Consider the following 24,923-nt stretch of genomic DNA (forward strand, 5'->3'; position numbering starts at 1 on the left):
CCCCCGACACTGGCACCGAAGCGATGCTCCAGCGTTCCGCCCGACGACCGCAGTTCTTCTACACGACCGCGCCGCTGCCGTGCCCCTATCTGGCCGGCCGGACGGAACGCAAGGTCGTGACCGAACTGACCGGCGCGGATGCCGAGGCGCTGCACGACCGCCTCTCCCGCGCCGGCTTCCGCCGCAGCCACAACATCGCCTATTCGCCGGTCTGCCCCGGCTGCCAGGCCTGCATCCCGATCCGCATCGTCGCCTCAGCCTTCGAGCCCGACCGCACGCAGCGCCGCGTCGCCCGCGCCAATGCCGACCTGAGCGCGGCCGAGATGCCCGCGCGCGCCACCGCCGAGCAATTCGCCCTGTTCCACCGCTATCAGAAGGCGCGCCACGCCGATGGCGACATGGCGGCGATGGGCTTCTACGACTACCGCGCGATGATCGAGGACACGCCGATCACCTCGAGCGTGGTCGAGCTGCGCGACCGCAGCGACCGCCTGCTCGGCGCCTGCCTGACGGACCGCCTCGCCGACGGGCTTTCGGCGGTCTATTCCTTCTACGAGCCGGCGGAGGAGCGGCGCTCCCTCGGCACCTTCACCGTGCTCTGGCTGGTCGGGCGGGCGCGCGAGCTCGGGCTGCCCTACGTCTATCTCGGCTACTGGGTACCGGAGAGCCGCAAGATGGCCTACAAGGCGCGCTTCCGGCCGAGCGAGGTGCTCACGGGCGGTGCGTGGCGCGTGCTCGAGGACGGCGCCGCCGCACCGGCCCCGGCCGAGATGGCCACGCTCGGCGGCTGAGCCCCCGCCCGACCAGGCCCTTCCAAAACGGATCGGTGCCGGCGGGGCAGAGTGTAGGCTCCCGTTACATGTCGGGCGTGGACCGCGGCGAAGCGCGGCACAAGCATCTCGAATTGCTCGGGATATTTCTCAGGCACGGTTTTTGCTTCAATCGAAGTGCCGGGTCACACCGCGCCGCCCAGGCGCCTCAGGAGCTGCACTCCGTGCGAACGAGCACCCCCATCCTCGCCGCCGCGGCCCTTCTGGTCGCCGGCTTCGCCCAGGCCGCGCCCGTCACCTTCTCGGGCATCGACACCAACGGCAGCAACACCGTGCCGCTCGCCGCCACGCCGAACTCGGACGCGGCGCGCAACGCCTTCTTCGCGAATCTCGTCGGCGTTGGCACGGAAACCTTCGAGACGCGCTCCGGCTCGAGCCCGCTCGCCATCGACTTCGGCGCGGCCGGCACCGCGACGATCACGGGGCCGGGATATGTCGCCTCGGTCGCGCCGGGCTCGACCAACGGCGTCGGCCGCTACAGCGTGCCCTCCGCCTCCTCCTCGCGCTACTGGGAGGCCTCGGCCGGCACGGGCGGCATCGTCGTGACCTTCAGCAACCCGATCGCCGCCTTCGGCTTCTACGGCATCGACATCGGGGACTTCCAGGGCACGGTCACGCTGCAACTGACCGACACGGCCAACAACATCACGCTGCTGAGCGTCCCGACCGCCTCGGGCAACGCCGCCAACGGCTCGGTCCTGTATTTCGGCTTCTACGACACGACGACGCAGTACACGAGCGTCGCCTTCCTCACCACCGGCGGCACCGGCGACGTCTTCGGCTTCGACAATTTCAGCATCGGCTCCATCGAGCAGGTCGTGCCGGTGCCCGCGCCGATGTCGCTCGCGCTGCTGGGGCTCGGCCTTGCCGGGCTCGGCATCGTGCGGCGCGGCAGGGCGGCCTAGCCGCCAAGCCCGGCGACGCGCCTTCGCTTGCGGCCGGCGGGGCGTCCCGCCGGCCGTTTCCGTTGCGGCGGCGGGCGGATCGCCGCCGTCAGCGCGCGCCGCGGATCATCTCCGCCCCGCGCTCGGCCAGCATCAGCACCGCCGGGTGGATGTTCGAGGACGGCACGAGCGGGAAGACGGACGCATCCGCGACGCGCAGCCCGCGCACCCCGCGCACGCGCAGTTCCGGGTCCACCACCGCGCGCTCGTCGCTGCCCATCCGGTTCGTGCCGCAGGGGTGATAGACGGTCACGCCCGCCTCGCGGATGTAGTCGAGCATCGCGTCATCCCCCTCCGTCGCGGGGCCCGGAGACTGTTCCTGCTCGATGAGGTCGGCAAAGGGTGCCGTGGCCGCGATGCGCCGGCCGAGTTTCGCGCTCTCGAGCATGATGCGGATGTCGGAGGCGGCGGAGAGGTAGTTCGCGCGGATCACCGGCTTGATCTCGGCCGAGGGCGCGCGCAGCGTCAGCTCGCCCCGGCTGTCGGGGCGGCAGACGCAGAAGTTGAAGGTGAAGCCGGGATGCTTCGCGAGCCGGCTCGCCGAGGTTCCCTGGTCGCCGAGGCTGAAGTTCACGAACTGGAACTGCACCTCGGGCTCCTCCGAGCCGGGCAGCACGCGGGCGAAGAGGCTCGCCTCCGAGGCGCCAACCGCCATCTGGTTGCGCCCGCGCATGAGCCAGGACAGGCCGAGCCCCGCCGCGCGCAGCGGGTTCGCCATGATCTCGTTCAGCGTCCCGCAGGGCTTCGTCCTGAACGCGAAGCGCACCATGAAATGGTCCTGCAGGTTCCGCCCCACCTCCGGCGCATGGTGCGTGACCGGAATCCCCATGGCCTGCAGCGCCGCGCCGTCGCCGATGCCCGAGAGCATCAGCAGCTTCGGGCTCTCGATCGCGCCGGCGCAGAGGATGACCTCCCGCCGCGCCCGCCAGGTCTCCTCGCCCTCGGGGCCACGCACCATCACGCCCGCCGCGCGGCCATCCTCGATCAGGATGCGCAGCGCGAGGCGCTCGGTGCGCACGGCGAGGTTCGGCCGGTGCAGGGCGGGCTTGAGGTAGGCCGTCGCCGGGCTCCAGCGCCAGCCGCGATGCACGTTGAGCTGGTTGGGCGCGACACCCTCGAACCAGGCGGCGTTGTTGTCCGGGTTGCGCGGGAAGCCGAGGCGCACGCAGGCCTCGACGAAGGCGCGGCAGCCCGGCGAGGGCTCCGGCACCTCGCCCACCTGCACCGGGCCTTCGGTGCCGCGGTATTCGCTCGCCGGCCCGGCGAAGGTCTCGAGCTTGCGGAAGGCCGGCAGGCAATCCTCGTAGGACCAGCCGCGCGCGCCCGCTTGCGCCCAGCGGTCGTAGTCGCGCGGGGATCCGCGCAGGAAGACAAGGCCGTTGACGCTGCCCGAGCCGCCGATCACGCGCCCGCGCGGCCAGTAGATCTGCCGCCCCTTGAGCTCCGGCTCGGCCTCGGTGCTGTAGTTCCAGTCGAACTTCCGGGTCACGTAGAGCCGCGCGAAGCCCATCGGGATGTGGATCCAGGCGTTGCGGTCCCAGGGCCCGGCCTCGAGCAGCGCGACCTGCGCGAGAGGATCCTCCGACAGCCGCGCCGCCATGACGCAGCCGGCGGAGCCGCCGCCGACGACCACGTAATCCGCCTCGAATGCCGCCACGTTTCCATCCCCTGCCCAGCGCGGCGGCGATGTTCGCACCGCGCCGGCGGCGGCGGAAGGCCCCCGCCGGCGGCGGCCTTACCGCGCGGCGCGCGCACGGCTAGCGTGGCGCGCGGAGGACCCGCCATGACCAACACGATCCTGCCGACCTCGCTTGTCGGCTCCTACCCGCAGCCGGACTGGCTGATCGACCGGCAGAGGCTCGCCGGCCGCTTCCCGCCGCGCGTGCGGGCGCGGGAGTTGTGGCGCGTCGCCCCCGAGCATCTCGAACAGGCGCAGGACGACGCGACGCTGCTCGCGATCCGCGCGCAGGAACGCGCGGGGCTCGACATCATCACCGACGGCGAGATGCGGCGCGAGAGCTACTCCAACCGCTTCGCCACCGCGCTCGAGGGCGTGGACATCGACAACCCGGGCACCGCGCTCGACCGCAGCGGGCATCCGAACCCGGTGCCGCGCGTGGTCGGGCGCATCCGCCGCCGCCATCCGGTCGAGACGCGCGACGTGGCCTTCCTGCGCGCCAACACCGACCGGATGATCAAGATCACCGTGCCCGGCCCCTTCACCATGGCCCAGCAGGCGCAGAACGACTTCTACGCCGACGAGGCCGAGATGGCGATGGACTACGCCGCAGCCGTGAACGAGGAGATCCGCGACCTCTTCGCCGCCGGCGCCGACATCGTGCAGATCGACGAGCCCTACATGCAGGCGCGGCCCGAGAAGGCGCGGCAATACGGCCTCGATGCGGTGAACCGCGCGCTCGAGGGCATCACCGGCACCACCGCGCTGCATATCTGCTTCGGCTATGCCGCCATCATCCATGCGCGGCCGACGGGCTATTCCTTCCTGCCGGAACTCTGCAACTGCCGGGTGAAGCAGATCTCGATCGAGACGGCGCAGTCCGATCTCGACACCAGCGTGCTGGGGCAATTGCCGGACCAGACCATCATCCTCGGCGTGATCGACCTCGCGGACATGAATGTCGAAAGCCCGGAGACGGTCGCCGCGCGCATCCGCCGCGCGCTGCCGCATGTGGACCCGCGGCGCGTCATCGTCGCGCCCGACTGCGGCATGAAGTACCTCCCGCGCGCGGTCGCGGACGGCAAGATGCGCGCCATGGTGGAAGGCGCGGCCATCGTGCGGCGCGAGATCGCGGGGGCCGCGTGATGCGCCCCTGCCTGCCGCCGCTCGATGCCGTGCCGAAGCCTTCCTGGGTGGCGCCGCCGCTCTCCTGCGACTGCCATTTCCACATCTTCGGCCCCTATGACCGCTTCCCCCTCGATCCCGGGCGGCACTACGACCCGCCGGCGGCGCTGATCCCGGCCTATCTCCGCGTTGCCGAGGCGCTCGGCATCCAGCGCATGGTGATCGTCCAGCCCTCGGTCTATGGCACGGACAATGCGTGCTCGCTCGATGCGGCGGCGCGCTTCGGGCTCGATCGCGCGCGCGTGGTCGCGGTGGTGGACGAGGGCCTCGACGATGCCGCGCTGCGCGCGCTGCACACGCGCGGGGTGCGCGGCGTGCGCTTCAACGCCGTGAGCGGCAACGGCACGCCGCTCGACCAACTCGAGGCGCTGGCGCGGCGGATCGCGCCGCTCGGATGGCATCTGCAGCTCTATGCCGAGGGGCACCAGTTGCCGGACCTCGCGCCGCGCCTCGCCTCCCTGCCGGTCGAGGTGGTGGTGGACCACATGGGCGGCGTGCGCACCGCGGACGGGCTGAACGCGCCGGCCTTCCAGGCGCTGCTGCGGCTGGTGGGCGAGGGGCGCGCCTGGGTGAAGCTGTGCGGCTACCGCATCTCCTCCGCCGGTCCGCCCTTCCACGATGTCGCGCCCTTCGCCCGCGCGCTGCTGGACGCGGCCCCGGATCGCTGCGTGTGGGGGACGGACTGGCCGCACCCCTCGCTGTCGGCCTGGATGCCCGATGACGGCGTGCTGCTCGACCGGCTGGGCGAATGGGCGCCCTCGGCGGCCGAGCGCCGCCGGGTGCTGGTGGACAACCCGGCGCGGCTCTACGGGTTCTGACGCGGCATTGGAGATCGGCCGCGCACCGCCCACATACCGGGCCGCGTGCAGGGGAGGACGGGATATGACCACGCTGACCCCCGGCTACATGTCGGGCTTCGGCAACGGCTTCGAGACGGAGGCGCTTCCGGGCGCGCTGCCGGTCGGGCGCAACTCGCCGCAGAAATGCGCCTACGGCCTCTATGCCGAGCAGCTCAGCGGCTCGCCCTTCACCGCGCCGCGCGCGACGAATGAGCGCTCCTGGCTCTACCGCATCCGCCCGACCGTGGCGCATTGGGGCCGCTTCCGCCGCGCCGATGCGCGCGCCTGGCGCAGCGCGCCCTGTGCCGAGGCCGAGCTGCCGCCCGCGCCGCTGCGCTGGGACCCGATCCCTTTCCCGGAAGGTGCGGCGCTCTCGCTCATCGAGGGGATGCATACCATCACCACCGCGGGCGATGCCGCCACGCTCTCGGGCATTGCCGCGCATGTCTATCTCGCGACGCGCCCGATGACCGACGAATATTTCTACAACGCCGACGGCGAGATGCTGTTCGTCCCGCAGCAGGGCGCGCTGCGCCTCCTCACCGAGTTCGGCGTGATCGACGCCACGCCGGGCGAGATCGCGCTGATCCCGCGCGGCGTGAAGTTCCGCGCCGAACTGCCGGAGGGGCGCGCGCGCGGCTATGTCTGCGAGAACTACGGCGGCGCCTTCACCCTGCCGGAGCGCGGCCCGATCGGGGCGAACTGCCTCGCCAATCCGCGCGACTTCCTCACCCCCGTCGCCGCCTATGAGGATCGCGAAGGCCCCGCCCTGCTCACGGTGAAATGGGGCGGCGCGCTCTGGAGCGCGGAGATCGGCCATTCGCCGCTCGATGTCGTCGCCTGGCACGGCAACTACGCGCCCTGCAAATACGACCTGCGGCGCTTCTCGCCCGTGGGGCCGATCCTCTTCGACCACGCGGACCCCTCCATCTTCACCGTCCTGACCGCGCCCTCCGAGACGCCGGGCACCGCGAACGTGGATTTCGTGATCTTCCCCGAACGCTGGATGGTGGCCGAGAACACCTTCCGCCCGCCCTGGTACCACATGAACTGCATGAGCGAGTTCATGGGCCTGATCCACGGCGTCTACGACGCCAAGACCGGCGGCGGCTTCACGCCCGGCGGCTTCTCGCTGCACAACACCATGCTGCCGCACGGCCCCGACGCCGACGCCTTCGAGGCGGCGAGCAACGCGGAGCTGAAGCCGCACAAGCTCGAAGGCACCCTCGCCTTCATGTTCGAGACGCGCTTCCCCCAGCGCGTGACGGCCTATGCCGCCGGGCTGCCGCAACTGCAGGCGGACTACCCGGCCTACGGCCTCGCGCTGCGCCGGCATTTCCGGCCCGATCGCCCGTGAGGGCGCGGATCAGGCCGGGCCCACCCGCGCCGCGCTGAACTTGAAGCCGGGAATGCGGCCGAAGGGATCGAGCCGCGGATCGGTCAGCATGTTCGCCGGCGCCTCCCGGTAGGCGAAGGAGAGGAACACCATCCCCTCCGGCAGCGCCGGATCCTCCCTTGCCGCGCATTCCACCGCCCCGCGCCGGGTGGCGATGCGCACGCGCGCACCGGGCGCGAGGCCGAGCCTGCGCATCGCCTGCGGCGAGAGGGCCGCGACCGGCGCGGGCCGCAGCGCATCGAGCACGCGCGCGCGCCGCGTCATCGCCCCGGTGTGCCAGTGTTCCAGCTCGCGCCCCGTGGTCAGCACGAAGGGGAAATCGGCGTCCGGCAACTCGGCCGGGTCCGAGAGGCCGGCGGGCACCAGCCGCGCCCGGCCATCCGCGGTGTGGAAGGCGTCGTGGAAGATGATCCCCTCGCCCGGCATGTCGGGGCCGTGGCAGGGATAGGTCACGCTGCCCTCGCGCTCCAGCCGCTCCCAGGTGATGTTGGCGAGGCTCGGCATGGCCTGCGCCATCTCGGCGAAGACCTCGCGCGGGCCGCCATACCGCCAGCCGAGGCCGAGCCGCCGCGCCATCGCGACGATGATGTCGAGGTCCTGCCGCGCCTCGCCCGGCGGCGCCAGCGCCGCGCGGCCCAGCTGCACCTGGCGGTTGGTGTTGGTCACGGTGCCGGTCTTCTCCGGCCAGGCGCTCGCGGGCAGCACCACGTCGGCGAGTGCCGCGGTCTCGGTCAGGAACAGGTCCTGCACCACGAGGTGCCGCAGCCGCGCCAGCGCGGCGCGCGCATGGCCGAGATCGGGGTCCGACATCGCCGGATTCTCGCCCATGACATAGAGGCCCTCGATCGCGCCCCGCCCCGCGGCCTCGGTGATCTCCACCACCGTCAGCCCGGGTGCGGCGGGGACCGGCGCGCCCCACAGCGCCTCGAGCCGCGCGCGCGCCGCATCGTCGTCGGTGCGCTGGTAGTCGGGCAGCGCCATCGGGATCAGCCCGACATCGGAGGCGCCCTGCACGTTGTTCTGCCCGCGCAGGGGATGCAGCCCCGTCCCCGGCCGCCCCACCTGCCCGCAGACGAGCGCGAGCGCGATCAGCGCCCGCGCATTGTCCGTCCCATGCACGGATTGCGAGACGCCCATGCCCCACAGGATCAGCGCGCGCTCCGCCCGCGCATAGCGGCGCGCGACGCGGCGGATCTGCGCCGCCGGCACGCCGCAGCGCGCCTCGACCGCCTCGGGCGCATAGGCCCTCACGTGTTCGGCCAGCGCCTCGAAGCCGGCGAGGCGGCGCGCCACGAAGTCGCGGTCGTGCAGCCCCTCGGCGATCACCACATGCAGCATCGCGTTGAGCAGCGCGACATCCTGGCCGGGGGCGAATCGCACCACCTCCTCGGCGAAGCGGTCGAGGCCCGTCCCGCGCGGATCCATCACGATGAGCCCGGCGCCGCGCGCCGCGGCGTCCTTGAGGAAGGTCGCCGCGACGGGGTGGTTCTCGGTCGGCCGCGCGCCGATGACCAGGATCACGTCGGCCTCGGCCGCGGCGGTGAAGGGCGCCGTCACCGCGCCGCTGCCGATCCCCTCCAGCAGGGCCGCGACCGAGGAGGCGTGGCAGAGCCGCGTGCAATGGTCCACGTTGTTGGTGCCGAAGCCCGTGCGCACGAGCTTCTGGAACAGATACGCCTCCTCGTTCGAGCCCTTCGCGCTGCCGAAGCCGGCGAGCGCCGAGGGTCCGCGCGCGCTGCGGATGGCCGCGAAGCCGCCGGCGGCGCGATCCAGCGCCTCCTCCCAATCCGCCTCGCGGAACTTCGCCCGCGCGCGGGCGGGATCGAGGCAATCGGCCGGATCCTTCGCCGCGCCCTCGAGGCGGACCAGCGGCCGCGTCAGCCGTTCGGGATGGACGACGTAGTCGAAGCCGAAGCGTCCCTTCACGCAGAGCCGCCCGCGATTGGCCGGCCCGTCGCGGCCGACCACCTCCTCGATCCGCCCCTCGCGCGCGCGGAAGCCGAGTTGGCAGCCGACGCCGCAATAGGGGCAGACGCTCGCAGTCTCGGGAGCGGGCGCGCCGCGCCGCCGCCCGGCCTCGTCGGCGACCGACTTCGCCATCAGCGCGCCGGTCGGGCAGGCCTCGACGCATTCCCCGCAGCCGACGCAGGAGGAGCAGCCCATCGCGTCGAGCAGGTCGAAGGCGACGCGCACCCCCATGCCGCGATGGGCGAAGCCGATCACGTCGTTGTGCTGCACCTCGCGGCAGGCGCGCTCGCACAGCCCGCAGGCGATGCAGGCATCGAGGTTCACCGCCATGGCGGGGTGCGTCACGTCGGGCGCCGGCCGCGCCTCCTCGGGCGCGAAGCGCGAGCGCGTGACGCCGAGCCGCTCCGCCCAGTGCGCGAAGCCCCCCGTGCCGTCGCGCGCAGTGCCTTCCGGCTGGTCCGCGAGCAGCAGCTCGAACACCATCCGCCGCGCCCGCGCCGCGCGCGCGCTCGCGCTCCGCACCACCATCCCCGGCACGGGGCGGCGGATGCAGGAGGCGGCGAGCACGCGCTCGCCCTCGATCTCCACGAGGCAGGCACGGCAATTGCCGTCGGGCCGGTAGCCCGGGCGCGGAAGGTGGCACAGATGCGGGATCGCGGTGCCCGCGCGCCGTGCGGCCTCCCAGATCGTCTCGCCCGCCTCCGCCTGCACCGCGACGCCATCGAGGGTGAAGGCGATCGTCATGGCACCGCTTCCGGGAAATGGCGCAGCAGCGAGCGCACCGGGTTCATCGCCGCCTGGCCGAGGCCGCAGATCGAGCCATCCGCCATCGCCTCGGCAAGTTCGCCGAGCAGCGCGCGGTCCCATGCCGGAGCCTCGAGCAGCCGCACCGCCTTGGCGGTGCCGACGCGGCAGGGCGTGCATTGGCCGCAGCTCTCGTCGCGGAAGAAGCGCAGCAGGTTGCGCGCCGCCCCGGCAAGGTCGTCGCGATCCGACAGCACCACGATCGCCGCCGAGCCGATGAAGCAGCCCTCGGCCTCCAGCGTGCCGAAGCCGAGCGGCAGGTCGGCGCGCGAGGCCGGCAGGATGCCGCCCGAGGCCCCGCCCGGCAGGAAGGCGGCGAAGCGGTGGCCCTCGGCCACGCCGCCGCCATGCGTCTCGATCAGTTCGCGGGCGGTGATGCCGGCCGGCGCATCCACCACGCCTGGCCGGCGCACCCGGCCCGAGAGGCTGTAGAGCCGCCGCCCGGCCTGGCCGCGCAACCCCGCGGCGGCGAAGCGCGCGGCGGCCTCCGGCGAGGCGAGGATCTCCGGCAGCCACCACAGCGTCTCGACATTGTGGATCAGCGTCGGGCGGCCGAAGAGGCCGTGCTCGCCCGGGAAGGGCGGCTTGTGGCGCGGATAGCCGCGCCGCCCTTCCAGGCTTTCGAGCAGCGCCGTCTCCTCGCCGCAGATATAGGCCCCGGCGCCGCGGCGCAGATGGATCGGGCAGGGCGCGAGCCCGGCGGCCTCGATCTCGGCGATGGCGCGGGCGAGCAGGGCGCGGATCTCCGGATACTCGTCGCGCAGGTAGATCCAGCACGCCTCGGCCTCGATCGCGCGGGCGGCGAGCAGCATCCCCTCCAGCACGCGATGCGGCTCGGTTTCGAGGCAGTGGCGGTCCTTGAAGGTGCCGGGCTCGCCCTCGTCGGCGTTGACGACGAGGTGGCGGGGCCCCGGCTGCGCCATCACCAGCCGCCACTTGCGCGCGGCGGGAAAGCCCGCGCCGCCAAGGCCGCGCAGCCCCGACGCCTCGAGCGCCGCCACCATCGCCTGCGGGTCGCGCTGCGCGGCGAGCGTCGCGTAGCCGCCGCGCGCGCGGTAGTCCTCGAGCCCCGGCGCGCCGGCCTCCTTCACCGCAGGCGCGGCGAGGCGCGCCGGCGTGGCGTGGCCGATGCACGCATGCCCCAGGGCCGCCGCAGGCGCCCGGTCGCAGGCGCCCATGCAGGGCGCGTCGAGGATGCGTGCCCCGCCCGGCGGCGAAGCCCTGAGCGCCGAGGCGAGCGTGGCCGCCCCGGCCATGGCGCAGGGCAGGCCCTGGCAGACGCGGATGACCGGCCGCGGCGCCGCGGCCTCGTCCGGCAGAACCTCGAAATGGGCGTAGAAGGTCGCGACCTCGAAGACCTCGACCGGGGCGAGGCGGAGCGCCTCGGCGAGCGCGACGAGATGCCCCTCGCGCAGCGCGCCGTGACGGTCCTGCAGGCGATGCAGATGCTCGATGAGCAGGTCGCGGCGCAGCGGCATCCCCGAAAGTGCGGCCTGCACGGCCTCCCGCGCCTCCGGCGTGCTCCGGCGGCCCCGGCGCGGCGTTGCCTCGCGCGCGTTCATCCCTCGCGTTCCGTGGCGATGGCGCTGTCCTCCGGCGGACAGTCTCGGGGCATAGCGCGACGGGGGCAAGCGGGGGATGGTAGCGGCGAGCGGACTTGAACCGCTGACCCCGGCATTATGAGTGCCGTGCTCTAACCAGCTGAGCTACGCCGCCATCCGGACGGGAGCCGCGAGTTAGGCCGCGGCCCGCCCCCTGTCAACCGATCCCCGCGCGCGCAGGAAGCCGCCGCCGAGGACGCGATCACCATCATACATCACGCAGGCCTGTCCGGGGGCGACGATTCCGGGCTCCTCCAGGCTGATGCGCAGCAGCCCCGCCCCGGCGTCCCAAGCGATGCGCGCCGCGCGCGGCGCCTCGCGCGCGCGCAGCTTCACCGTGCAGCGCAGCGGCGCCGTTGGCGGGGCGATGAGCCAGTTGACCTCGCCCGCCTCGGCCTCGCGCGTGGCGAGCGCCTCGCGCGGGGCCACCACCACGCGCCGCGTTCCCGGCTCGACCGCCGCGACATAGAGCTTGCGCCCGCCATCCCAGGAGGCCGCGCCGAGGCCCCTGCCCTGCCCGACCGTGTAGCGCACGATGCCCGCATGGCCGCCGAGCACGCGGCCATCCTGGTGCACCACCTCGCCGGGCGCGGCGGCGTCGGGGCGCAGCCGCGCCACCAGCCCGTCGTAGCGGCCCTCGGGCACGAAGCAGATGTCCTGGCTGTCGGCCTTCGCCGCCACCGGCAGGCCGAGCCGCGCCGCCTCGGCCCGCACCGCCGCCTTGTCCGGCATCCCCCCGAGCGGGAAGCGCGCGAAGGCGAGCTGCTCGCGCGTGGTCGCGGCCAGGAAATAGGACTGGTCCCGCGCCGGGTCGGCGGCGCGGTGCAGCTCGGGCCCGTCGGGCCCCTCCAAGCGCCGGGCATAGTGGCCGGTGGCCAGCGCCTCGCAGCCGAGGTCGCGCGCCAGCGCCACCAGGTCGCGGAACTTCACGGTCTGGTTGCAGCGGATGCAGGGCACCGGCGTCTCGCCGCGGGCATAGGTGTCGGCGAAGTCGCCGATCACCTCGCGGCGGAACACCTGCTCGCGGTCCAGCACGTAGTGCGGGATGCCGAGGCGGTCGGCCACGCTGCGCGCGTCGTGGATGTCCTGCCCGGCGCAGCAGGCGCCCTTCTTCTGGATGGCGGCGCCATGGTCGTAGAGCTGCAGCGTCGCGCCGATGACCTCGTGGCCCTGCTCGGCCAGCAGGCCCGCGACCACGCTCGAATCCACGCCGCCCGACATGGCGACGAGGATCCTAGCCATGGACGCTCCCCTCGCCCCCGCCGCCCGTCACGGCATCGAGTCCCTGCTGCCAGAAGCGCTGCTCGAGCCGCGCCGCCTCGGCGAAATCCGCGGCGAGGCGGGCGAAGCGGGACTCCCCGCCATGCGAGAGCCCGAGCGCGTCGATCCTGGCCGCCGCCGCGCGCGCCATCGCCTGGTAGTCCTCGGCGGCGTAGGTGTCGATCCAGGACTGGTAGGCATTGCCCTCGGCGCGGCGGGCAGGATCGGCCAGGATCCGCAGCGCCACCTCGCCATAGCCCACCGTGCAGGGCGCCAGCGCCACCTCGAGGTCGAGGATGTCCCCGTGCAGCCCGCGATCCAGCACCCAGCGCGTGTAGGAGACGGTCTCCGCACTTTCCGGCGTCGCGACCACATCGGCCTCGGCGAGGCCCCAATCGGCGCAATACTTCAGATGCAGCTTCGTCTCGTCGAGGATGGCGAGCACGGCGGCCGCCTTCTCGCGCATCGCCGCAAGGCTCTCCCCCTTCACCACCGCGAGCGCCTTGGCGCGCGCGAAGTGGATGAGGAACAGATAGTCCTGGATGAGATAGGTGCGGAAGGCCGGCAGCGGCAGCGTGCCGTCCGACAGCCGCTGCACGAAGGGGTGCCACGTATAGCCCGACCACGCCTCGGCCGCGGCCGCGCGCAGGCGCCGGAACAGGCCGCCCGGGGCGCCGAAATCCGTCTCCCAGCGCGGCGCGGCCATCTCCATCGCCTCAGCCCTGCGCGTTGCGGCTGCCCGCCGGCAGCTTGACCACGAGCCCGTCCAGCGCCTCGGTCATGATGATCTGGCAGCCGAGGCGGCTCGTCTCCTGCAGGTCGAAGGCGAGGTCGAGCATGTCCTCCTCGTCCTCGGTCGGCTTGGCGAGCTTGCCGAACCAGGCGGGGTCCACGATCACATGGCAGGTCGAGCAGGCGAGCGAACCCTCGCAGGCGCCCTCGATGTCCACGCCGTGGCGGTGCGCGATCTCGAGCACGGAGAGCCCGAGCGGCGCATCCACTTCCCTGCGCGTCCCGTCGCGCTCGATGAAGACCATCTTCGGCATCGCTACTCCGCCGCCCTGCCTGTTCCGGAAACCGCCGCGCCCCAGGCCCTGCCGAGCATCGCGGCGGCCTGGTCCACATCGGCGGGCGAGGTAAAGCGTCCGATGCCGATCCGCAAGGTGGCCCGCGCCCGCGATTCGTCGAGCCCGATCGCCTTCAGCACATGGGAGGGCTCGACCTCGGCCGAGGAACAGGCCGAGCCGGTGGAGACGCAGAGCATCGGCGCCGCGGCCATGATCGCCTGCGCCGAGACGCCGCCGGGGAGGGCGATGCTGGCGTTGCCCGCCACGCGGGGCGCATCGGGCGCGTTCATCGCAACCCCCGGCACGGCCGCGCGCAGCGCCTCGAGGAAGCGGTCCCGCTGCCCGGCGATGCGCCCGGCATCGAGCATCCCCTCGATGGCCGCGATCCGGCAGGCCTCGCCGAAGCCGACCACCAGGGGCGCGGGCAGCGTGCCCGAGCGCAGGCCCCTCTCCTGCCCGCCGCCCGAGAACAGCGGCGCGAGCCGCACCCGCGGCCGGCGGCGGACATAGAGCGCGCCGATGCCCTTCGGCCCATAGACCTTGTGGCCCGAGAGCGAGAGCAGGTCGGCGCGGATCTCCTCCACATCGAGCGGGATTCGCCCCGCGGCCTGGGCGGCGTCGGTGTGGAACAGCGCCCCGGCCTCCTTGGCGATGGTCCCGATGGCGGCAAGGTCCTGGATGACGCCGATCTCGTTGTTCACCGCCATCACGGAAACCAGCAGCGTGCGCCCGTCCACCGCCGCGCGCAGCGCGCCGAGGTCGAGCAGCCCGTTGCCGTCCACCGGCAGGATGACGGGCTCGAAGCCCTCATCGGCCAGCGCCTTCACGCTTTCCAGGACGCATTTGTGCTCGGTCGCGACGGTGACGATGCGCCTCCGCTCGCTGCCCTGGGAGGCGGCGAAGCGGGCCGCACCCTTGATCGCGAGGTTGTTCGCCTCGGTCGCGCCGGAGGTCAGCACGATCTCCCGCGCCTCGGCGCCGATGAGCTCGGCGATCAGGGCGCGCGCCTGCTCCACCGCCTCCTCCGCCGCGCGGCCCATGGCGTGCTCGACGGAGCCGGGGTTGGCGAAGTTCTCCTCCCACCATGGGCGCATGGCGGCGAGCACGCGCGGATCCACCGGCGTGGTGGCGTGGCAATCGAGGTAGATCGGGCGGTTCGGTCCGGCGGTCATGGCGTCAAGCTGGGGCGTGGCGGCCAGCGGCGGAAGGCGGCGGCGCTGCATGCCCGCCCTGCGCCTCCGGGCTGCGCGCGGGCCGTGGCGGCCGCAGCGCGGCCGGGTGCGGCCGGGGCGTCACGCCGCCACCCGCACGAGCCGCGCCCGCATCGCCGCCCAGGCCGCGACGAAGCGCTCGGCGGCGTCCTCCGCCGCGTTCCATGGCAGCGAGACGCGGATCGCGCAGGCGGCGTCGGCGCCGAGCCCCATCGCCGCCAGCACATGCGAAGGCCCGACCTTGCCCGAGGAACAGGCCGCCCCCGCGCTGACCCGCACGCCCGCGAGGTCGAGCGCGATCACCTGCGTCTCCGCCGGCACGCCGGGCAGCAGGATGGAGGTGGTGTTGGGAAGGCGCGGCGCGCCGCGGCCGGGAAAGCGGGCCTCGGGGGCAATGGCGGCGATCGCGGCCTCGATGGCGTCGCGCAGGGGCGCGAGACGCAGGGCGGCATCGGGCGTGGCGGCCTCGGCCGCCGCGGCGAGGCCGGCGATGGCCGGCAGCGGCTCCGTCCCGCCCCGCCGCCCGCGCTCCTGCCCGCCGCCGGCGACCAACGCGGGGACATCGAGCCCCGGGCGCAGCAGCAGCGCCCCCGCCCCCTTGGGCCCGCCCATCTTGTGCCCCGACAGCGCCAGGCTGTCGGCGAGGTTCCACGCAGCCTCCACGCGGCCCGCCGCCTGCACCGCATCCACATGCAGCAGCGCGCCGTGCCGGCGGCAGATCCCGGCGGCCTCGGCGATCGGGTGCAGCACGCCGGTCTCGTTGTTCGCCGCCATCAGGCAGACCAGGGCGGGGCCGGCGGCGGCCAGCGCGGCATCGAGCGCGGCGAGATCGAGCCGGCCATCGGCCAGCACCGGCAGCAGCACCGCATCGGGGGCGGCGCGCAGCACGGCGGGATGTTCCGTCGCCCCCGCCAGCACTCGCCGGCCCGGCGCGAGCCCGCGCACCGCCAGCGCATTCGCCTCCGTGCCGCCGGCGGTGAAGACGACATCCTGCGGCCGGGCGCCGAAGCGGGCGGCCAGCCGCGCGCGGCTGTCCTCGAGCAGGCGCCGCGCCGCGCGCCCGCCGCCATGCACGGAGGAGGGATTGCCCGGCAGGTCGAGCGCCGCGATCGCCGCCGCCCGCGCCTCCGGGCGCAGCGGTTCGGTGGCGTTGGCGTCGAGGTCGAGCGGCGTGTTCATTCGGCGGCAGGCCGCGCCCCCTCGGCCGGGGCGGGCGGGCGGGCGCGGCCGGTCACGCGCCGCTCCACCACGTCGGCGAGCGTCATGCCGCCGAGGAAGAGCCGGATCTGGTCGCCGAGCTCGGCCCAGAGGTCGTGGGTCAGGCAGCGATCGCCGGCGAGGCAGCCGGGGCCGCCATCCTCGCAGCGGGTGGCGATGATGGGCTCGTCGGCCGCCTCGACCACGGCGGCGATGGGGATCTCGGCGGCGGGGCGCGCGAGGCGGTAGCCGCCGCCGGGCCCGCGGGCGGAGGCCACCAGCCCCGCGCGCCTCAGCCGGCCGAAGAGCTGCTCGAGATAGGCGACCGAGAGGTGCTGGGCGGCGGCGATCTCGTTCAGCGTCACGGGGCGGCCCTGCTGGCAGGCCTCGTTGCGGCCCTCCCGGGCCGCCATCTCCACCATGGCCATGACGGCATAGCGTCCGCGGGTGGAAAGTCGCATCCTCTACTCCGCTATCCTCGCAACCCAGATGCCCGCCTCGCACATGGGCACTCTGTGGCGATTCTGTTATGCGATCAGCCGCCGGATCCGTATATTGCCGCCGCTCCGGGACACGGGAACCTTCCCCGGAGACACACGGTTCGCATCCAAGGGCTTGATTTTCCGGCATTGCCTGTCGGGCAACGCGGCGTGGGCAGCACGCTATTGTTCCCGACCGGGCCGGTCAAGAATTGGGTTCCAGGATGCGCCCCGCGTGCCGGCGCCGCCGCGCCGACGAGCGAGGTTCCCCAAACTGCGGCAGGTCGCCGCCGTGCCAGGCCCAGGCCCCCTCGGGGGCGGGCAGGGAACATGCGGCCTGCGGCAAGAGCATTGGACTGAACGCACGATGCCCGAGGTCATGTTCGCCGGGCCGGATGGCCGGCTCGAGGGACGATACCATCACTCGAAGCGCCCCAATGCCCCGGTGGCCCTGATCCTCCACCCCCACCCGCTGCATGGCGGGACCATGAACAACCGGGTGACCTACAGCCTCTACCAGCGGTTCCAGGCGATGGGCTTCTCGGTCCTGCGGTTCAACTACCGCGGCGTCGGCCGCAGCCAGGGCCGCTACGACGGCGGCATCGGGGAGGTCTCGGACGCCTGCGCCGGGCTCGACTTCCTGCAGGCGGTGAACCCCAACGCCTCGATGCTCTGGGTCGCGGGCTATTCCTTCGGCGCCTATGTCGGGATGCAGGTGCTGATGCGCCGGCCCGAGATGGGCGGCTTCGTCTCCATCAGCGCGCCGGCCTCGCACTACGATTTCGGCTTCCTCGCCCCCTGTCCCTGCAACGGGCTGATCTTCCACGGCGCGGATGACGAGCTCGTGCCCGAAGCCTCGGTGCGCAAGCTGGTGGACAAGCTGAACACCCAGAAGGGCATCACCATCGACTACCGCGTGATGCCCGGCGCCGGCCATGTCTTCACGCCCGAGCAGACCGAGAAGGTGGTGGACGCCGCCGAGGACCACGTGATGGGCGTGCTGAACCGCGGCCGGATGGCGCTCGCCGCCGACTGAGCCTTCGCCCCGGATCGGGGCCGATGGGGCCGCCGGGGGAGCCGCCGGCGGCCCTTTTTCGTGCGCGCCCGCGGCGCGCGATGGGAACCGGAGCGAGCCTGCACGCCGCGCCCCCGCGCCGCTGCGACCTGCATCACGCCGCGGACGGCGGGGCCGCATCGCCGGCCGCCGCAGGCGGTGCATGGCGGGCGGGGATGATCCCTCGCCCGCCCGCCATGACGGCCGGCTTTGCGCGATCACCGCGCCGACCCCTCCCGCGAGGCCCGCAGGCGGATGGTTCGGCCGCCCGCCTGCCGGCCTCATGCCGGCGAGCGAAAGGTTCGGCCTTTCGCTCGCCGGCATGGCGCGCGGGGCTGGTGGGGCGGTCGCGCGGCCCCGGATCCCGAAGCCCTGCCGACAACGGTTGATCCTCTTTCCGCTGGGTGTCAGCCCCGCAGCGCCAGCAGGTCCGCGAGGTTGGCCGCCGTCAGCAGCCCGGCCAGCCTGCCGTCGGCGTCCTCCACCGCGACGGCCGGCGATTCCTGAAGCCCCTTGATCGCATCCTGCAGCGGCATCCGGCGCGGCACGCGCGGCACCTCGCGCATCGCATCCGCCACCGGCGTCTCCGGCCCCTGCTGGCGCAGCGTGTGGATGATGGCATCGCGCGTGAGCAGCCCGAGGATGCGCCCGCGGCCATCCACCACCGGGAAATCCTGCTGCGGCGTGCGCAGCAGCGCCTCGGCCGCCATGGCGACATCGGCCTCGGGCGGAAGCGCCTCGAAGCGCGTCTCCATCGCATCCGCGGCCAGCATCCCGCGGGTGGTCGCGCGCAGGTCCACCTCGGCCGATTCCGCGGCCGCGCCGAGCCAGACGAAGAGCGCGATGAAGATCAGCAGCGGCGCGCCGAACAGCCCCGCGAAGCCGAGCATGATGGCGACCGCCTGGCCCACCGTCGCCGCCGCATGGGTGGCGCGGCGATGGCCCATGCGGAAGGTCAGCGCCGCGCGCAGCACGCGCCCGCCATCCATCGGGAAGGCGGGGATCATGTTGAAGATGACGAGGAAGGCGTTGACCCAGAACAGCCGCGCGAGGAAGCCGGTGCGCGGGTCCTCCACCGCCAGCCCTTCCTCCGGCGCGGGCATGGCGCCGATCACGACCAGCAGCAGCAGGCAGATCGCGACATTCACCGCCGGCCCGGCAAGGGCGATGGCGATCTCCCGCCAGGGCTCCTCGGGGATGCGTTCGAGCCGCGCGAGACCACCGATCGGCAGCAGCGTGATGTCCGGCGTCGCGATGCCGTAGCGGCTGGCCGCGGCGGCATGGCCGAGTTCGTGCAGCACCACGCAGGCGAAGACCGCGGCGATGAAGGCGATGCCGGCCAAGGCCTCGGCCATGCCGCCGCGCGTGGCGTGCATCGCCCCGATCCAGGCGAGCAGCAGGAAGAAGGTGACGTGGATGCGGATGACCGTGCCGCGCACGGTCGCGATGGGGAAGGACCAGCTCATGCCCCGCAGCCTAGCCCGGTTGCGGGGCCCGCGCGCCCCGCTACAGCAGCGAGCCCACGATCCGCCCGCCGGTGAGCGGCCGCGGCGCCCCCGTCGTGCCGGGGAAGGTGATGGGCAGCCCGCGCGCAACGCGCGCGGCGAGCAGCCCGAAGGCCTGGGCTTCCAGCGCGTCACCGTCCCAGCCGGCCACCTCGACCGGGCGCACCGGCTCCTCCAGCGCGCCCGCGAGCGCCTTCATGATCGCCGGGTTGCGCCGCCCCCCGCCGGCCACCAGCCATTGCAGGGGCGGTTCGGGAAACAGCCGCGCCGCGGCGGCGACACAGACGGCGCAGAAGGCGCAGAGGGTCGCCGCGCCATCGGCGGCCGAGAGTTCCGCCGCCCCCGCCTCCTTCAGCGCGCGGTCGAAATCGAGCCGGTCGAGCGATTTCGGCGGCGGCTCGGTCAGGTAGGGATGGGCCATCAGCCGCCCCAGCACCGCGCCATCGGCCTGCCCCGCCAGCGCGAGCCGGCCCGCCGCGTCGTAGTCCTTGCCCGTATGCTTGCGCGCCCAGTCGTCGAGCGGGCCATTCGCCGGGCCGGTGTCGAAGGCGAGCATCTCCCCCTCCGCGCCGAGCCAGGTGACGTTGCCGACGCCGCCGAGGTTGAGGATGGCGAGCGGCTTCGGCAGCGGCGCGGCCAGCGCGCGGTGGAAGACGGGCACGAGCGGCGCCCCCTGCCCGCCCGCGGCCACATCGGCGGAGCGGAAATCATAGGCCACCGTCATGCCGGTGCGCTTGGCGAGCGCCGCGGCATCGCCGACCTGCCAGGTGAAGGGCCTGACGCTGCGCCCCCTGACGGGCGGGCGGTGCAGGATGGTCTGGCCGTGGAAGCCGATGATGTCGGCCTCGAGCCGCAGCGCCTCGACCGCCTCGGCATGGCGGTCGGTCAGGCGCTTCACGGCGTCGAGCAGTTCCGGGTCGTCCTCGGCGAGCGTCTCGGCGCGGTCGAGCAGGCCGCGCAGCGACCGCCGGAGCTTCGGGTCGTAGGGCAGGGTCAGGCGCGGCCCCAGCCGGGCGATCGTCTCCCCGTCCGTCTCCAGCCATGCGGCGTCCACCCCGTCGAGGGAGGTGCCGCTCATCAGCCCGATGGTTCTCAGCATGCCTTTTGCCGTGATGCCTGAGCCGTGCTAGCCCCGCTGCCCTTCCGGCGAAAGCCCCCGGCGCATCAGGACAGCACGATGAGCGGCCCCACCAGCGACTTCCTCCGCATCGCCAAGGAACGCGGCTATGTCCACCAGACCTCCGACGAGGAGGCGCTGGATGCCGCGCTGAACAAGGGGGGGCTGGTCGCCTATATCGGCTACGACTGCACGGCGGACAGCCTGCATGTGGGCCACCTGCTGCCGACCATGCTGCTGCGCCTGCTGCAGAAGACCGGCGGGCGGCCGATCGCGCTGATCGGCGGCGGCACCACCAAGGTGGGCGACCCTTCCGGCAAGGACGAGGCGCGCCAGCTGCTGAGCGAGGCGCAGATCGAAGCGAACAAGGCCGGCATCCGCCGCACCTTCGAATCCCTGCTCGACTTCAAGGCCGGCGCGATGATGCTCGACAACGCCGAGTGGCTGGACGAGCTGCGCTACATCCCCTTCCTGCGCGATGTCGGCCGGCACTTCAGCGTCAACCGCATGCTGACGATGGACAGCGTGCGCCTCAGGCTCGAGCGCGAGCACTCGCTCTCCTTCCTCGAGTTCAACTACATGCTGCTGCAGTCCTACGACTACCTCGAGCTGCACCGCCGCCACGGCGCCGTGCTGCAGATGGGCGGCTCCGACCAGTGGGGGAACATCGTCATGGGCGCGGAGCTGATCCGCCGCATGGCGGGCGGGCACGCGCATGTGCTGACGACGCCGCTGCTGACCACCGCCTCGGGTGCCAAGATGGGCAAGACCGCGGCGGGGGCGGTGTGGCTGAACCCCGACCGGCTCAGCCCCTATGACTACTGGCAGTTCTGGCGCAACACCGAGGATGCGGATGTCGGCCGCTTCCTCGCCCTCTTCACCGAACTGCCGATGGCGGAGGTCCGCCGCCTCGGCGCGCTGCAGGGCGCGGAGGTGAACGAGGCGAAGAAGGTGCTCGCCACCGAGGCGACGGCGCTGCTGCATGGCCGCGCGGCAGCCGAGCAGGCGGCCGAGACGGCGCGCCGCGCCTTCGAGGAGGGGGCGGCGGCCGAGACGCTGCCGAGCATCGTCGCCGCGCTGCCCGCGCCCTTCGTGGACCTCGTGGTGCAGGCGGGGCTGGCGGCGAGCAAGGGCGAGGCACGGCGGCTGATCGCGCAGAACGGGCTGCGGCTGAACGATGCGGTGGTGAGCGACGTGGCGCTGAGCGTCACGCCGGCCGACCTGCGCGACGGGGCGGCGAAGCTGAGCGCGGGGCGCAAGCGGCACGTGCTGGTGCGGGCGGGGTGATCCCCGGGAGGGCGCTGCTCTCCCTGGCCGTCCCGCCAAGGGCCGGAACCCCCGTGTAACCCGCTTGCCGCCCGGCAGGCTGCAGATAACGGGGAGCCCCGCCGCGCGTCGTTACTCGAACCTGTTCGAGCGCGGGAACCCGTTCGGCGGCGCCTTGCCCGCCCCCGCCCGGTTGCCGATCCAGGGCCGCAGATCCGTCTCCGTCCGCGTCCGCCCGCCGAGCGTCCAGGTCAGCCCCTCGGCGAGGCAGAACACCTTGGCGTCCGACAGCCCGCCATCGCGGTAGGATTGCAGCTGCACGCCGCGCCCGCGCGTCATCTCCGGCACCTGCTCCAGCGGGAAGACCAGCAGCTTCCGGTTCTCCCCGATCACCGCCACGCTGTCGCCCTCGACCGGCGCGCAGACCGCGGCCTCGACCGGCGGATCGACATTCAGCACCTGCTTGCCGGTGCGCTTCTCCGCCAGCAGGTCCTCGCCCTTCACGACGAAGCCCTTGCCGTCCGAAGCGGCGAGCAGGAAGCGCCGCCCCTCCTCATGGACGAACATGGACACGACCGCATCCTCGTTGGTCAGGTCCACCATCAGCCGCACCGGCTGGCCGTCGCCGCGCCCGCGCGGGATGGCATCGGCCTTCAGCGTGTAAGCCTTGCCGTTGGTCGCGAAGATCACGATGCGGTCGGTCGTCTGCGCGTGCAGCGCGGCGAGCAGCCCGTCGCCCTCCTTGAAGCGGATCTCGCCGTCGAGCGGGATGTGCCCCTTCTGCGCGCGGATCCAGCCCTTCTCCGAGAGGATGACGGTAATCGGCTCGCGCTCGACGAAGGCGGTCTCGTCCACCAGCACCGCGGGCAGCACGCGGCCGGCCTCGGTGCGCCGGCGGCCGAGCGGCCCGTCGCCGAACCTCGCGCGCGTCTCGGCGATCTGCTCGGCGATCGCCTCCCAGCGCTTCTTCTCGGAGGCCATCAACCCCTGCAGCTTCTTCTGCTCGGCGCTGAGCTTCCGGTGCTCCTTGCGGATCTCCATCTCCTCGAGCTTGCGCAAGCTGCGCAGGCGCATGTTGAGGATGGAATCCGCCTGCAGGTCGGTCAGCGAGAAGGCCGCCATCAGTACGGGCTTCGGCTCGTCCTCGCTGCGGATGATGCGGATCACCTCGTCGAGGTTGAGATAGACGATCAGGTAGCCGTCCAGGATCTCGAGCCGCCGCGCAATCGCCGCCAGGCGATGCTCCGTCCGCCGCACCAGCACGGCATGGCGATGGTCGAGCCAGGCGCGCAGCACCTCGCGCAGGCCCATCACGCGCGGCGTGCGATCGGCATCCAGCACGTTCATGTTCAGCGCGAAGCGCGATTCCAGCGCGGTGGCGCGGAACAGCGTCTCCATCAGCACGGCGGGCTCGACGGTGCGGGATTTCGGCTCCAGCACGAGGCGCACCACATCCGTGCTCTCGTCGCGCACATCGGCGAGCAGCGGAAGCTTCTTCTCCTCGAGCAACTGGGCGATCTGCTCGATCAGCTTGGCCTTCTGCACCTGGTACGGGATTTCCGTCACCACGATCTGCCAGGTGCCGTTCTTCAGCGCCTCGCGCTCCCATCGCGCGCGGACGCGGAAGCCGCCGCGGCCGGTCTCGTAGGCCTCGCGGATCGCCTCCTTCGGCTCGACCAGCACGCCGCCGGTCGGGAAATCGGGGCCCGCGATGTGCTCCATCAGGTCGGCATCCGGGTCGCGGATCAGCGCCAGCGCCGCGTCGCACAGCTCGCCCGCGTTGTGCGGCGGGATGGAGGTCGCCATGCCCACCGCGATGCCCGCCGCGCCATTGGCCAGCAGGTTCGGGAAGGCGGCCGGCAGGACGACGGGCTCGCGCTCCTCGCCATCATAGGTGGCGCGGAAATCGACGGCGTTCTCCTCGATGCCGTCGAGCATCGCCTGCGCGACCTCGGTCAGCCGCGCCTCGGTGTAGCGCATGGCCGCGGCGTTATCGCCGTCGATGTTGCCGAAATTGCCCTGGCCCTCGACCAGCGGGTAGCGCGCGGCGAAATCCTGCGCCTGGCGCACCAGCGCCTCGTAGATGCTGGAATCGCCGTGCGGGTGATACTTGCCCATCACGTCGCCGACGATGCGCGCGCATTTCTTGAAGCCCGCCTCGGGGTCGAGGCGCAGCTGGTGCATCGCCCACAGAAGGCGGCGATGGACCGGCTTCAGCCCGTCCCGCACATCGGGCAGCGAGCGGGCGGTGATGGTGGACAGCGCATAGGCGAGGTAGCGTTCGGACAGCGCGTCGGCGAGGCGCGTCTCGCGCGTCGCGCCGCCATCCTCGGCCGGGGTCTTCACGTCGTCGGGCATGGGTGGGATTCGGTCCTGCCTGTCGGGGCGCCTGACTAGCACCGGCCGGCGGAACGGCGCCAGCGACGGCACGGGGGACGGCGCGCGGGGGACGAGGCGGCATGGAAACGATGATCTGGAAGAGGCTCGGCCTCATCGCGCTGCTGCTGGCGCTGCCGCTCGTGGTCTTCGTCGGCGAGACGGGGCGGACGGTGGTGAACGGCGAGGTCGTCGGCGAATACCAGGTGAACTACGCCGGCACGCTGCTTGCCGTGATCGCCTTCGTCCTCGCGCTCGGCGCGGCGCTGCGCCGCACCGTCTCGGTGCGCGAGGACGCGCCGCCAACGCCCGGCTGGGCGCGCGGCCTCGCCGCCGCGCTGGCGCTCGCCGCCGCCGCACAGGTGCTGATCCAGGCGGGTTTCATCGCCGCCTAGTCCTCCGCGCCAGCCAGCGCCGCGATGCGGTCGGCGAGGCGGTGGCGGGCCTCGGGCACCGGGCGGTGCCGCGCGCCGAAGGCGTCGCGCTCCAGGAAATGCCCGGTCAGGCGCAGCCCGGCCTGCCAGCCCCGCGGCCCGCCCGCGCCGCCATCGAGCAGGAAACGCGGCAGGTCGAGCAGCCGCCCGGCATAGGGCGCGGCCGCACCGGCCGAGACCGCCCGCCCGGTGCGCGGCGAGACATGCGTCAGCCCCTCCCGCACCCCCGTCACGGCGCAGGCGCCGAGATCGAGCCCGTAGCCCAGCTCGGCGAGCACGATGCATTCCCAGCGGACGTAGTCGGCCATCACCCCTTCCGCCCCGCCGGCCAGATGGCCGATCAGCGAGACCAGCGCTTGGAAGGCGCGCGGATGCGGCTCGCGCTCGGGCAGCGCATCCGCGGCGATGGCGCAGGCGGAGGAGAGCAGCGCCAGCGCCAGCGGGTCCTCCATCGCCAGCGCCGCGGCCGGGTGGACGAGCTCGCCCGAGAGCGCGCCGAGCTGGTCGGCCAGCCGCGCGGTCCAGCGCGCCTCAACGAGGTTCCCGGGCAGCCAGAGCCCGGCCTGCACGCGCGAGGCACCGCCCTTGGCGAGCCCGGCATGGCGCCCATGCGCCTCGGTCAGCAGCGTGACGACCGCCGCGCCCTCGCCATAGGGCCGGGCATCGAGCACCACCGCGGGGGCCTGCCATTCCATCGCCCGCATATGGAGCG

General features: G+C 73.1%; 21 protein-coding genes and 1 tRNA gene. 8 read left to right on the forward strand and 14 right to left on the reverse strand.

The genetic code is table 11. From position 1 onward, the window contains the following. Nucleotides 1–23 precede the first annotated feature (23 nt). Both FHS88_RS10745 and FHS88_RS10750 read left to right on the forward strand, forming a co-directional pair. Nucleotides 24–791, forward strand: a complete 768-nt coding sequence (locus FHS88_RS10745; RefSeq protein ID WP_184484411.1) for an arginyltransferase — start codon at nt 24–26, stop codon at nt 789–791. 203 nt (nt 792–994) lie between these two features. Then, on the forward strand, nt 995–1,735 hold the full coding sequence (locus FHS88_RS10750) for a PEP-CTERM sorting domain-containing protein (protein ID WP_184484413.1): 741 nt from the start codon (nt 995–997) through the stop codon (nt 1,733–1,735). Nucleotides 1,736–1,823: 88 nt separating this feature from the next. On the opposite strand, the gene FHS88_RS21210 is transcribed toward FHS88_RS10750, so the two are convergent. Continuing rightward, nucleotides 1,824–3,431, reverse strand: a complete 1,608-nt coding sequence (locus FHS88_RS21210) for a GMC family oxidoreductase (RefSeq protein WP_338146525.1) — start codon at nt 3,429–3,431, stop codon at nt 1,824–1,826. 126 nt (nt 3,432–3,557) lie between these two features. Here FHS88_RS21210 and FHS88_RS10760 point away from each other — a divergent pair, with 126 nt between their 5' ends. The 3 genes from FHS88_RS10760 to hmgA all read left to right on the forward strand — a co-directional run bounded on the left by FHS88_RS10760 (nt 3,558) and on the right by hmgA (nt 6,833). After that, a complete protein-coding gene (locus tag FHS88_RS10760; protein ID WP_184484415.1) occupies nt 3,558–4,598 on the forward strand; it encodes a uroporphyrinogen decarboxylase family protein in 1,041 nt (346 codons plus the stop codon). Further along, entirely contained in the window at nt 4,598–5,455 is an 858-nt protein-coding gene (locus FHS88_RS10765; RefSeq protein WP_184484417.1) for an amidohydrolase family protein, read from the forward strand. The genes FHS88_RS10760 and FHS88_RS10765 overlap by 1 nt, the downstream gene beginning before the upstream one ends. Before the next feature lie 64 nt (nt 5,456–5,519). Continuing rightward, on the forward strand, nt 5,520–6,833 hold the full coding sequence (hmgA, locus tag FHS88_RS10770) for a homogentisate 1,2-dioxygenase (protein ID WP_184484419.1): 1,314 nt from the start codon (nt 5,520–5,522) through the stop codon (nt 6,831–6,833). Between the two features lie 9 nt (nt 6,834–6,842). Here the strand turns inward: hmgA and fdhF are convergent, their stop codons facing one another. From fdhF to FHS88_RS10815, 9 genes are all read right to left on the reverse strand, one after another. Next, the gene (gene fdhF, locus FHS88_RS10775; RefSeq protein WP_184484421.1) at nt 6,843–9,584 is read right to left on the reverse strand and encodes a formate dehydrogenase subunit alpha; all 2,742 of its coding nucleotides are present in this window, start codon (nt 9,582–9,584) and stop codon (nt 6,843–6,845) included. Beyond that, entirely contained in the window at nt 9,581–11,206 is a 1,626-nt protein-coding gene (locus FHS88_RS10780; protein ID WP_184484423.1) for an NADH-ubiquinone oxidoreductase-F iron-sulfur binding region domain-containing protein, read from the reverse strand. Before FHS88_RS10780 ends, fdhF begins: the two co-directional genes overlap by 4 nt. A gap of 77 nt (nt 11,207–11,283) precedes the next feature. Beyond that, nucleotides 11,284–11,360, reverse strand: a tRNA-Met gene (locus FHS88_RS10785). Between the two features lie 20 nt (nt 11,361–11,380). Next, on the reverse strand, nt 11,381–12,487 hold the full coding sequence (mnmA, locus tag FHS88_RS10790) for a tRNA 2-thiouridine(34) synthase MnmA (protein WP_184484425.1): 1,107 nt from the start codon (nt 12,485–12,487) through the stop codon (nt 11,381–11,383). Beyond that, nucleotides 12,480–13,211 (reverse strand): TenA family protein, encoded by a 732-nt coding sequence (locus tag FHS88_RS10795; RefSeq protein ID WP_184484427.1) that lies wholly within the window; start codon nt 13,209–13,211, stop codon nt 12,480–12,482. Before FHS88_RS10795 ends, mnmA begins: the two co-directional genes overlap by 8 nt. 10 nt (nt 13,212–13,221) lie before the next feature. Then, complete coding sequence (locus tag FHS88_RS10800; RefSeq protein WP_184484429.1) at nt 13,222–13,551, reverse strand: ferredoxin family 2Fe-2S iron-sulfur cluster binding protein; 330 nt, start codon at nt 13,549–13,551, stop codon at nt 13,222–13,224. 2 nt (nt 13,552–13,553) lie between these two features. After that, entirely contained in the window at nt 13,554–14,744 is a 1,191-nt protein-coding gene (locus tag FHS88_RS10805) for a cysteine desulfurase family protein (RefSeq protein WP_184484431.1), read from the reverse strand. A gap of 120 nt (nt 14,745–14,864) precedes the next feature. Beyond that, nucleotides 14,865–15,962 (reverse strand): cysteine desulfurase family protein, encoded by a 1,098-nt coding sequence (locus FHS88_RS10810; protein WP_184484433.1) that lies wholly within the window; start codon nt 15,960–15,962, stop codon nt 14,865–14,867. Then, entirely contained in the window at nt 15,959–16,441 is a 483-nt protein-coding gene (locus tag FHS88_RS10815) for an Rrf2 family transcriptional regulator (RefSeq protein ID WP_184484435.1), read from the reverse strand. The genes FHS88_RS10810 and FHS88_RS10815 overlap by 4 nt, the downstream gene beginning before the upstream one ends. Nucleotides 16,442–16,826: 385 nt before the next feature. On the opposite strand from FHS88_RS10815, the gene FHS88_RS10820 reads away from it, so the two are divergent. Then, the gene (locus FHS88_RS10820; RefSeq protein WP_184484437.1) at nt 16,827–17,495 is read left to right on the forward strand and encodes an alpha/beta hydrolase; all 669 of its coding nucleotides are present in this window, start codon (nt 16,827–16,829) and stop codon (nt 17,493–17,495) included. Nucleotides 17,496–17,920: 425 nt separating this feature from the next. On the opposite strand, the gene FHS88_RS10825 is transcribed toward FHS88_RS10820, so the two are convergent. Continuing rightward, nucleotides 17,921–18,979, reverse strand: a complete 1,059-nt coding sequence (locus FHS88_RS10825) for a site-2 protease family protein (protein ID WP_184484439.1) — start codon at nt 18,977–18,979, stop codon at nt 17,921–17,923. A 40-nt stretch (nt 18,980–19,019) separates the two neighbouring features. Next, entirely contained in the window at nt 19,020–20,114 is a 1,095-nt protein-coding gene (locus FHS88_RS10830) for an anhydro-N-acetylmuramic acid kinase (protein WP_184484602.1), read from the reverse strand. A gap of 81 nt (nt 20,115–20,195) precedes the next feature. On the opposite strand from FHS88_RS10830, the gene tyrS reads away from it, so the two are divergent. Continuing rightward, a complete protein-coding gene (gene tyrS, locus FHS88_RS10835) occupies nt 20,196–21,422 on the forward strand; it encodes a tyrosine--tRNA ligase (RefSeq protein WP_184484441.1) in 1,227 nt (408 codons plus the stop codon). Between the two features lie 111 nt (nt 21,423–21,533). Here tyrS and parC read toward each other — a convergent pair whose 3' ends face one another. Then, the gene (parC, locus tag FHS88_RS10840) at nt 21,534–23,759 is read right to left on the reverse strand and encodes a DNA topoisomerase IV subunit A (RefSeq protein ID WP_184484443.1); all 2,226 of its coding nucleotides are present in this window, start codon (nt 23,757–23,759) and stop codon (nt 21,534–21,536) included. Nucleotides 23,760–23,860: 101 nt separating this feature from the next. On the opposite strand from parC, the gene FHS88_RS10845 reads away from it, so the two are divergent. Then, nucleotides 23,861–24,172 (forward strand): hypothetical protein, encoded by a 312-nt coding sequence (locus tag FHS88_RS10845; RefSeq protein WP_184484445.1) that lies wholly within the window; start codon nt 23,861–23,863, stop codon nt 24,170–24,172. On the opposite strand, the gene recO is transcribed toward FHS88_RS10845, so the two are convergent. Continuing rightward, on the reverse strand, nt 24,169–24,906 hold the full coding sequence (recO, locus tag FHS88_RS10850; protein WP_184484447.1) for a DNA repair protein RecO: 738 nt from the start codon (nt 24,904–24,906) through the stop codon (nt 24,169–24,171). The genes FHS88_RS10845 and recO overlap by 4 nt on opposite strands. Nucleotides 24,907–24,923 lie beyond the last annotated feature (17 nt).

The sequence above is a fragment of the Neoroseomonas alkaliterrae genome (assembly GCF_014199195.1).
Taxonomy (GTDB): Bacteria; Pseudomonadota; Alphaproteobacteria; order Acetobacterales; family Acetobacteraceae; genus Neoroseomonas; species Neoroseomonas alkaliterrae.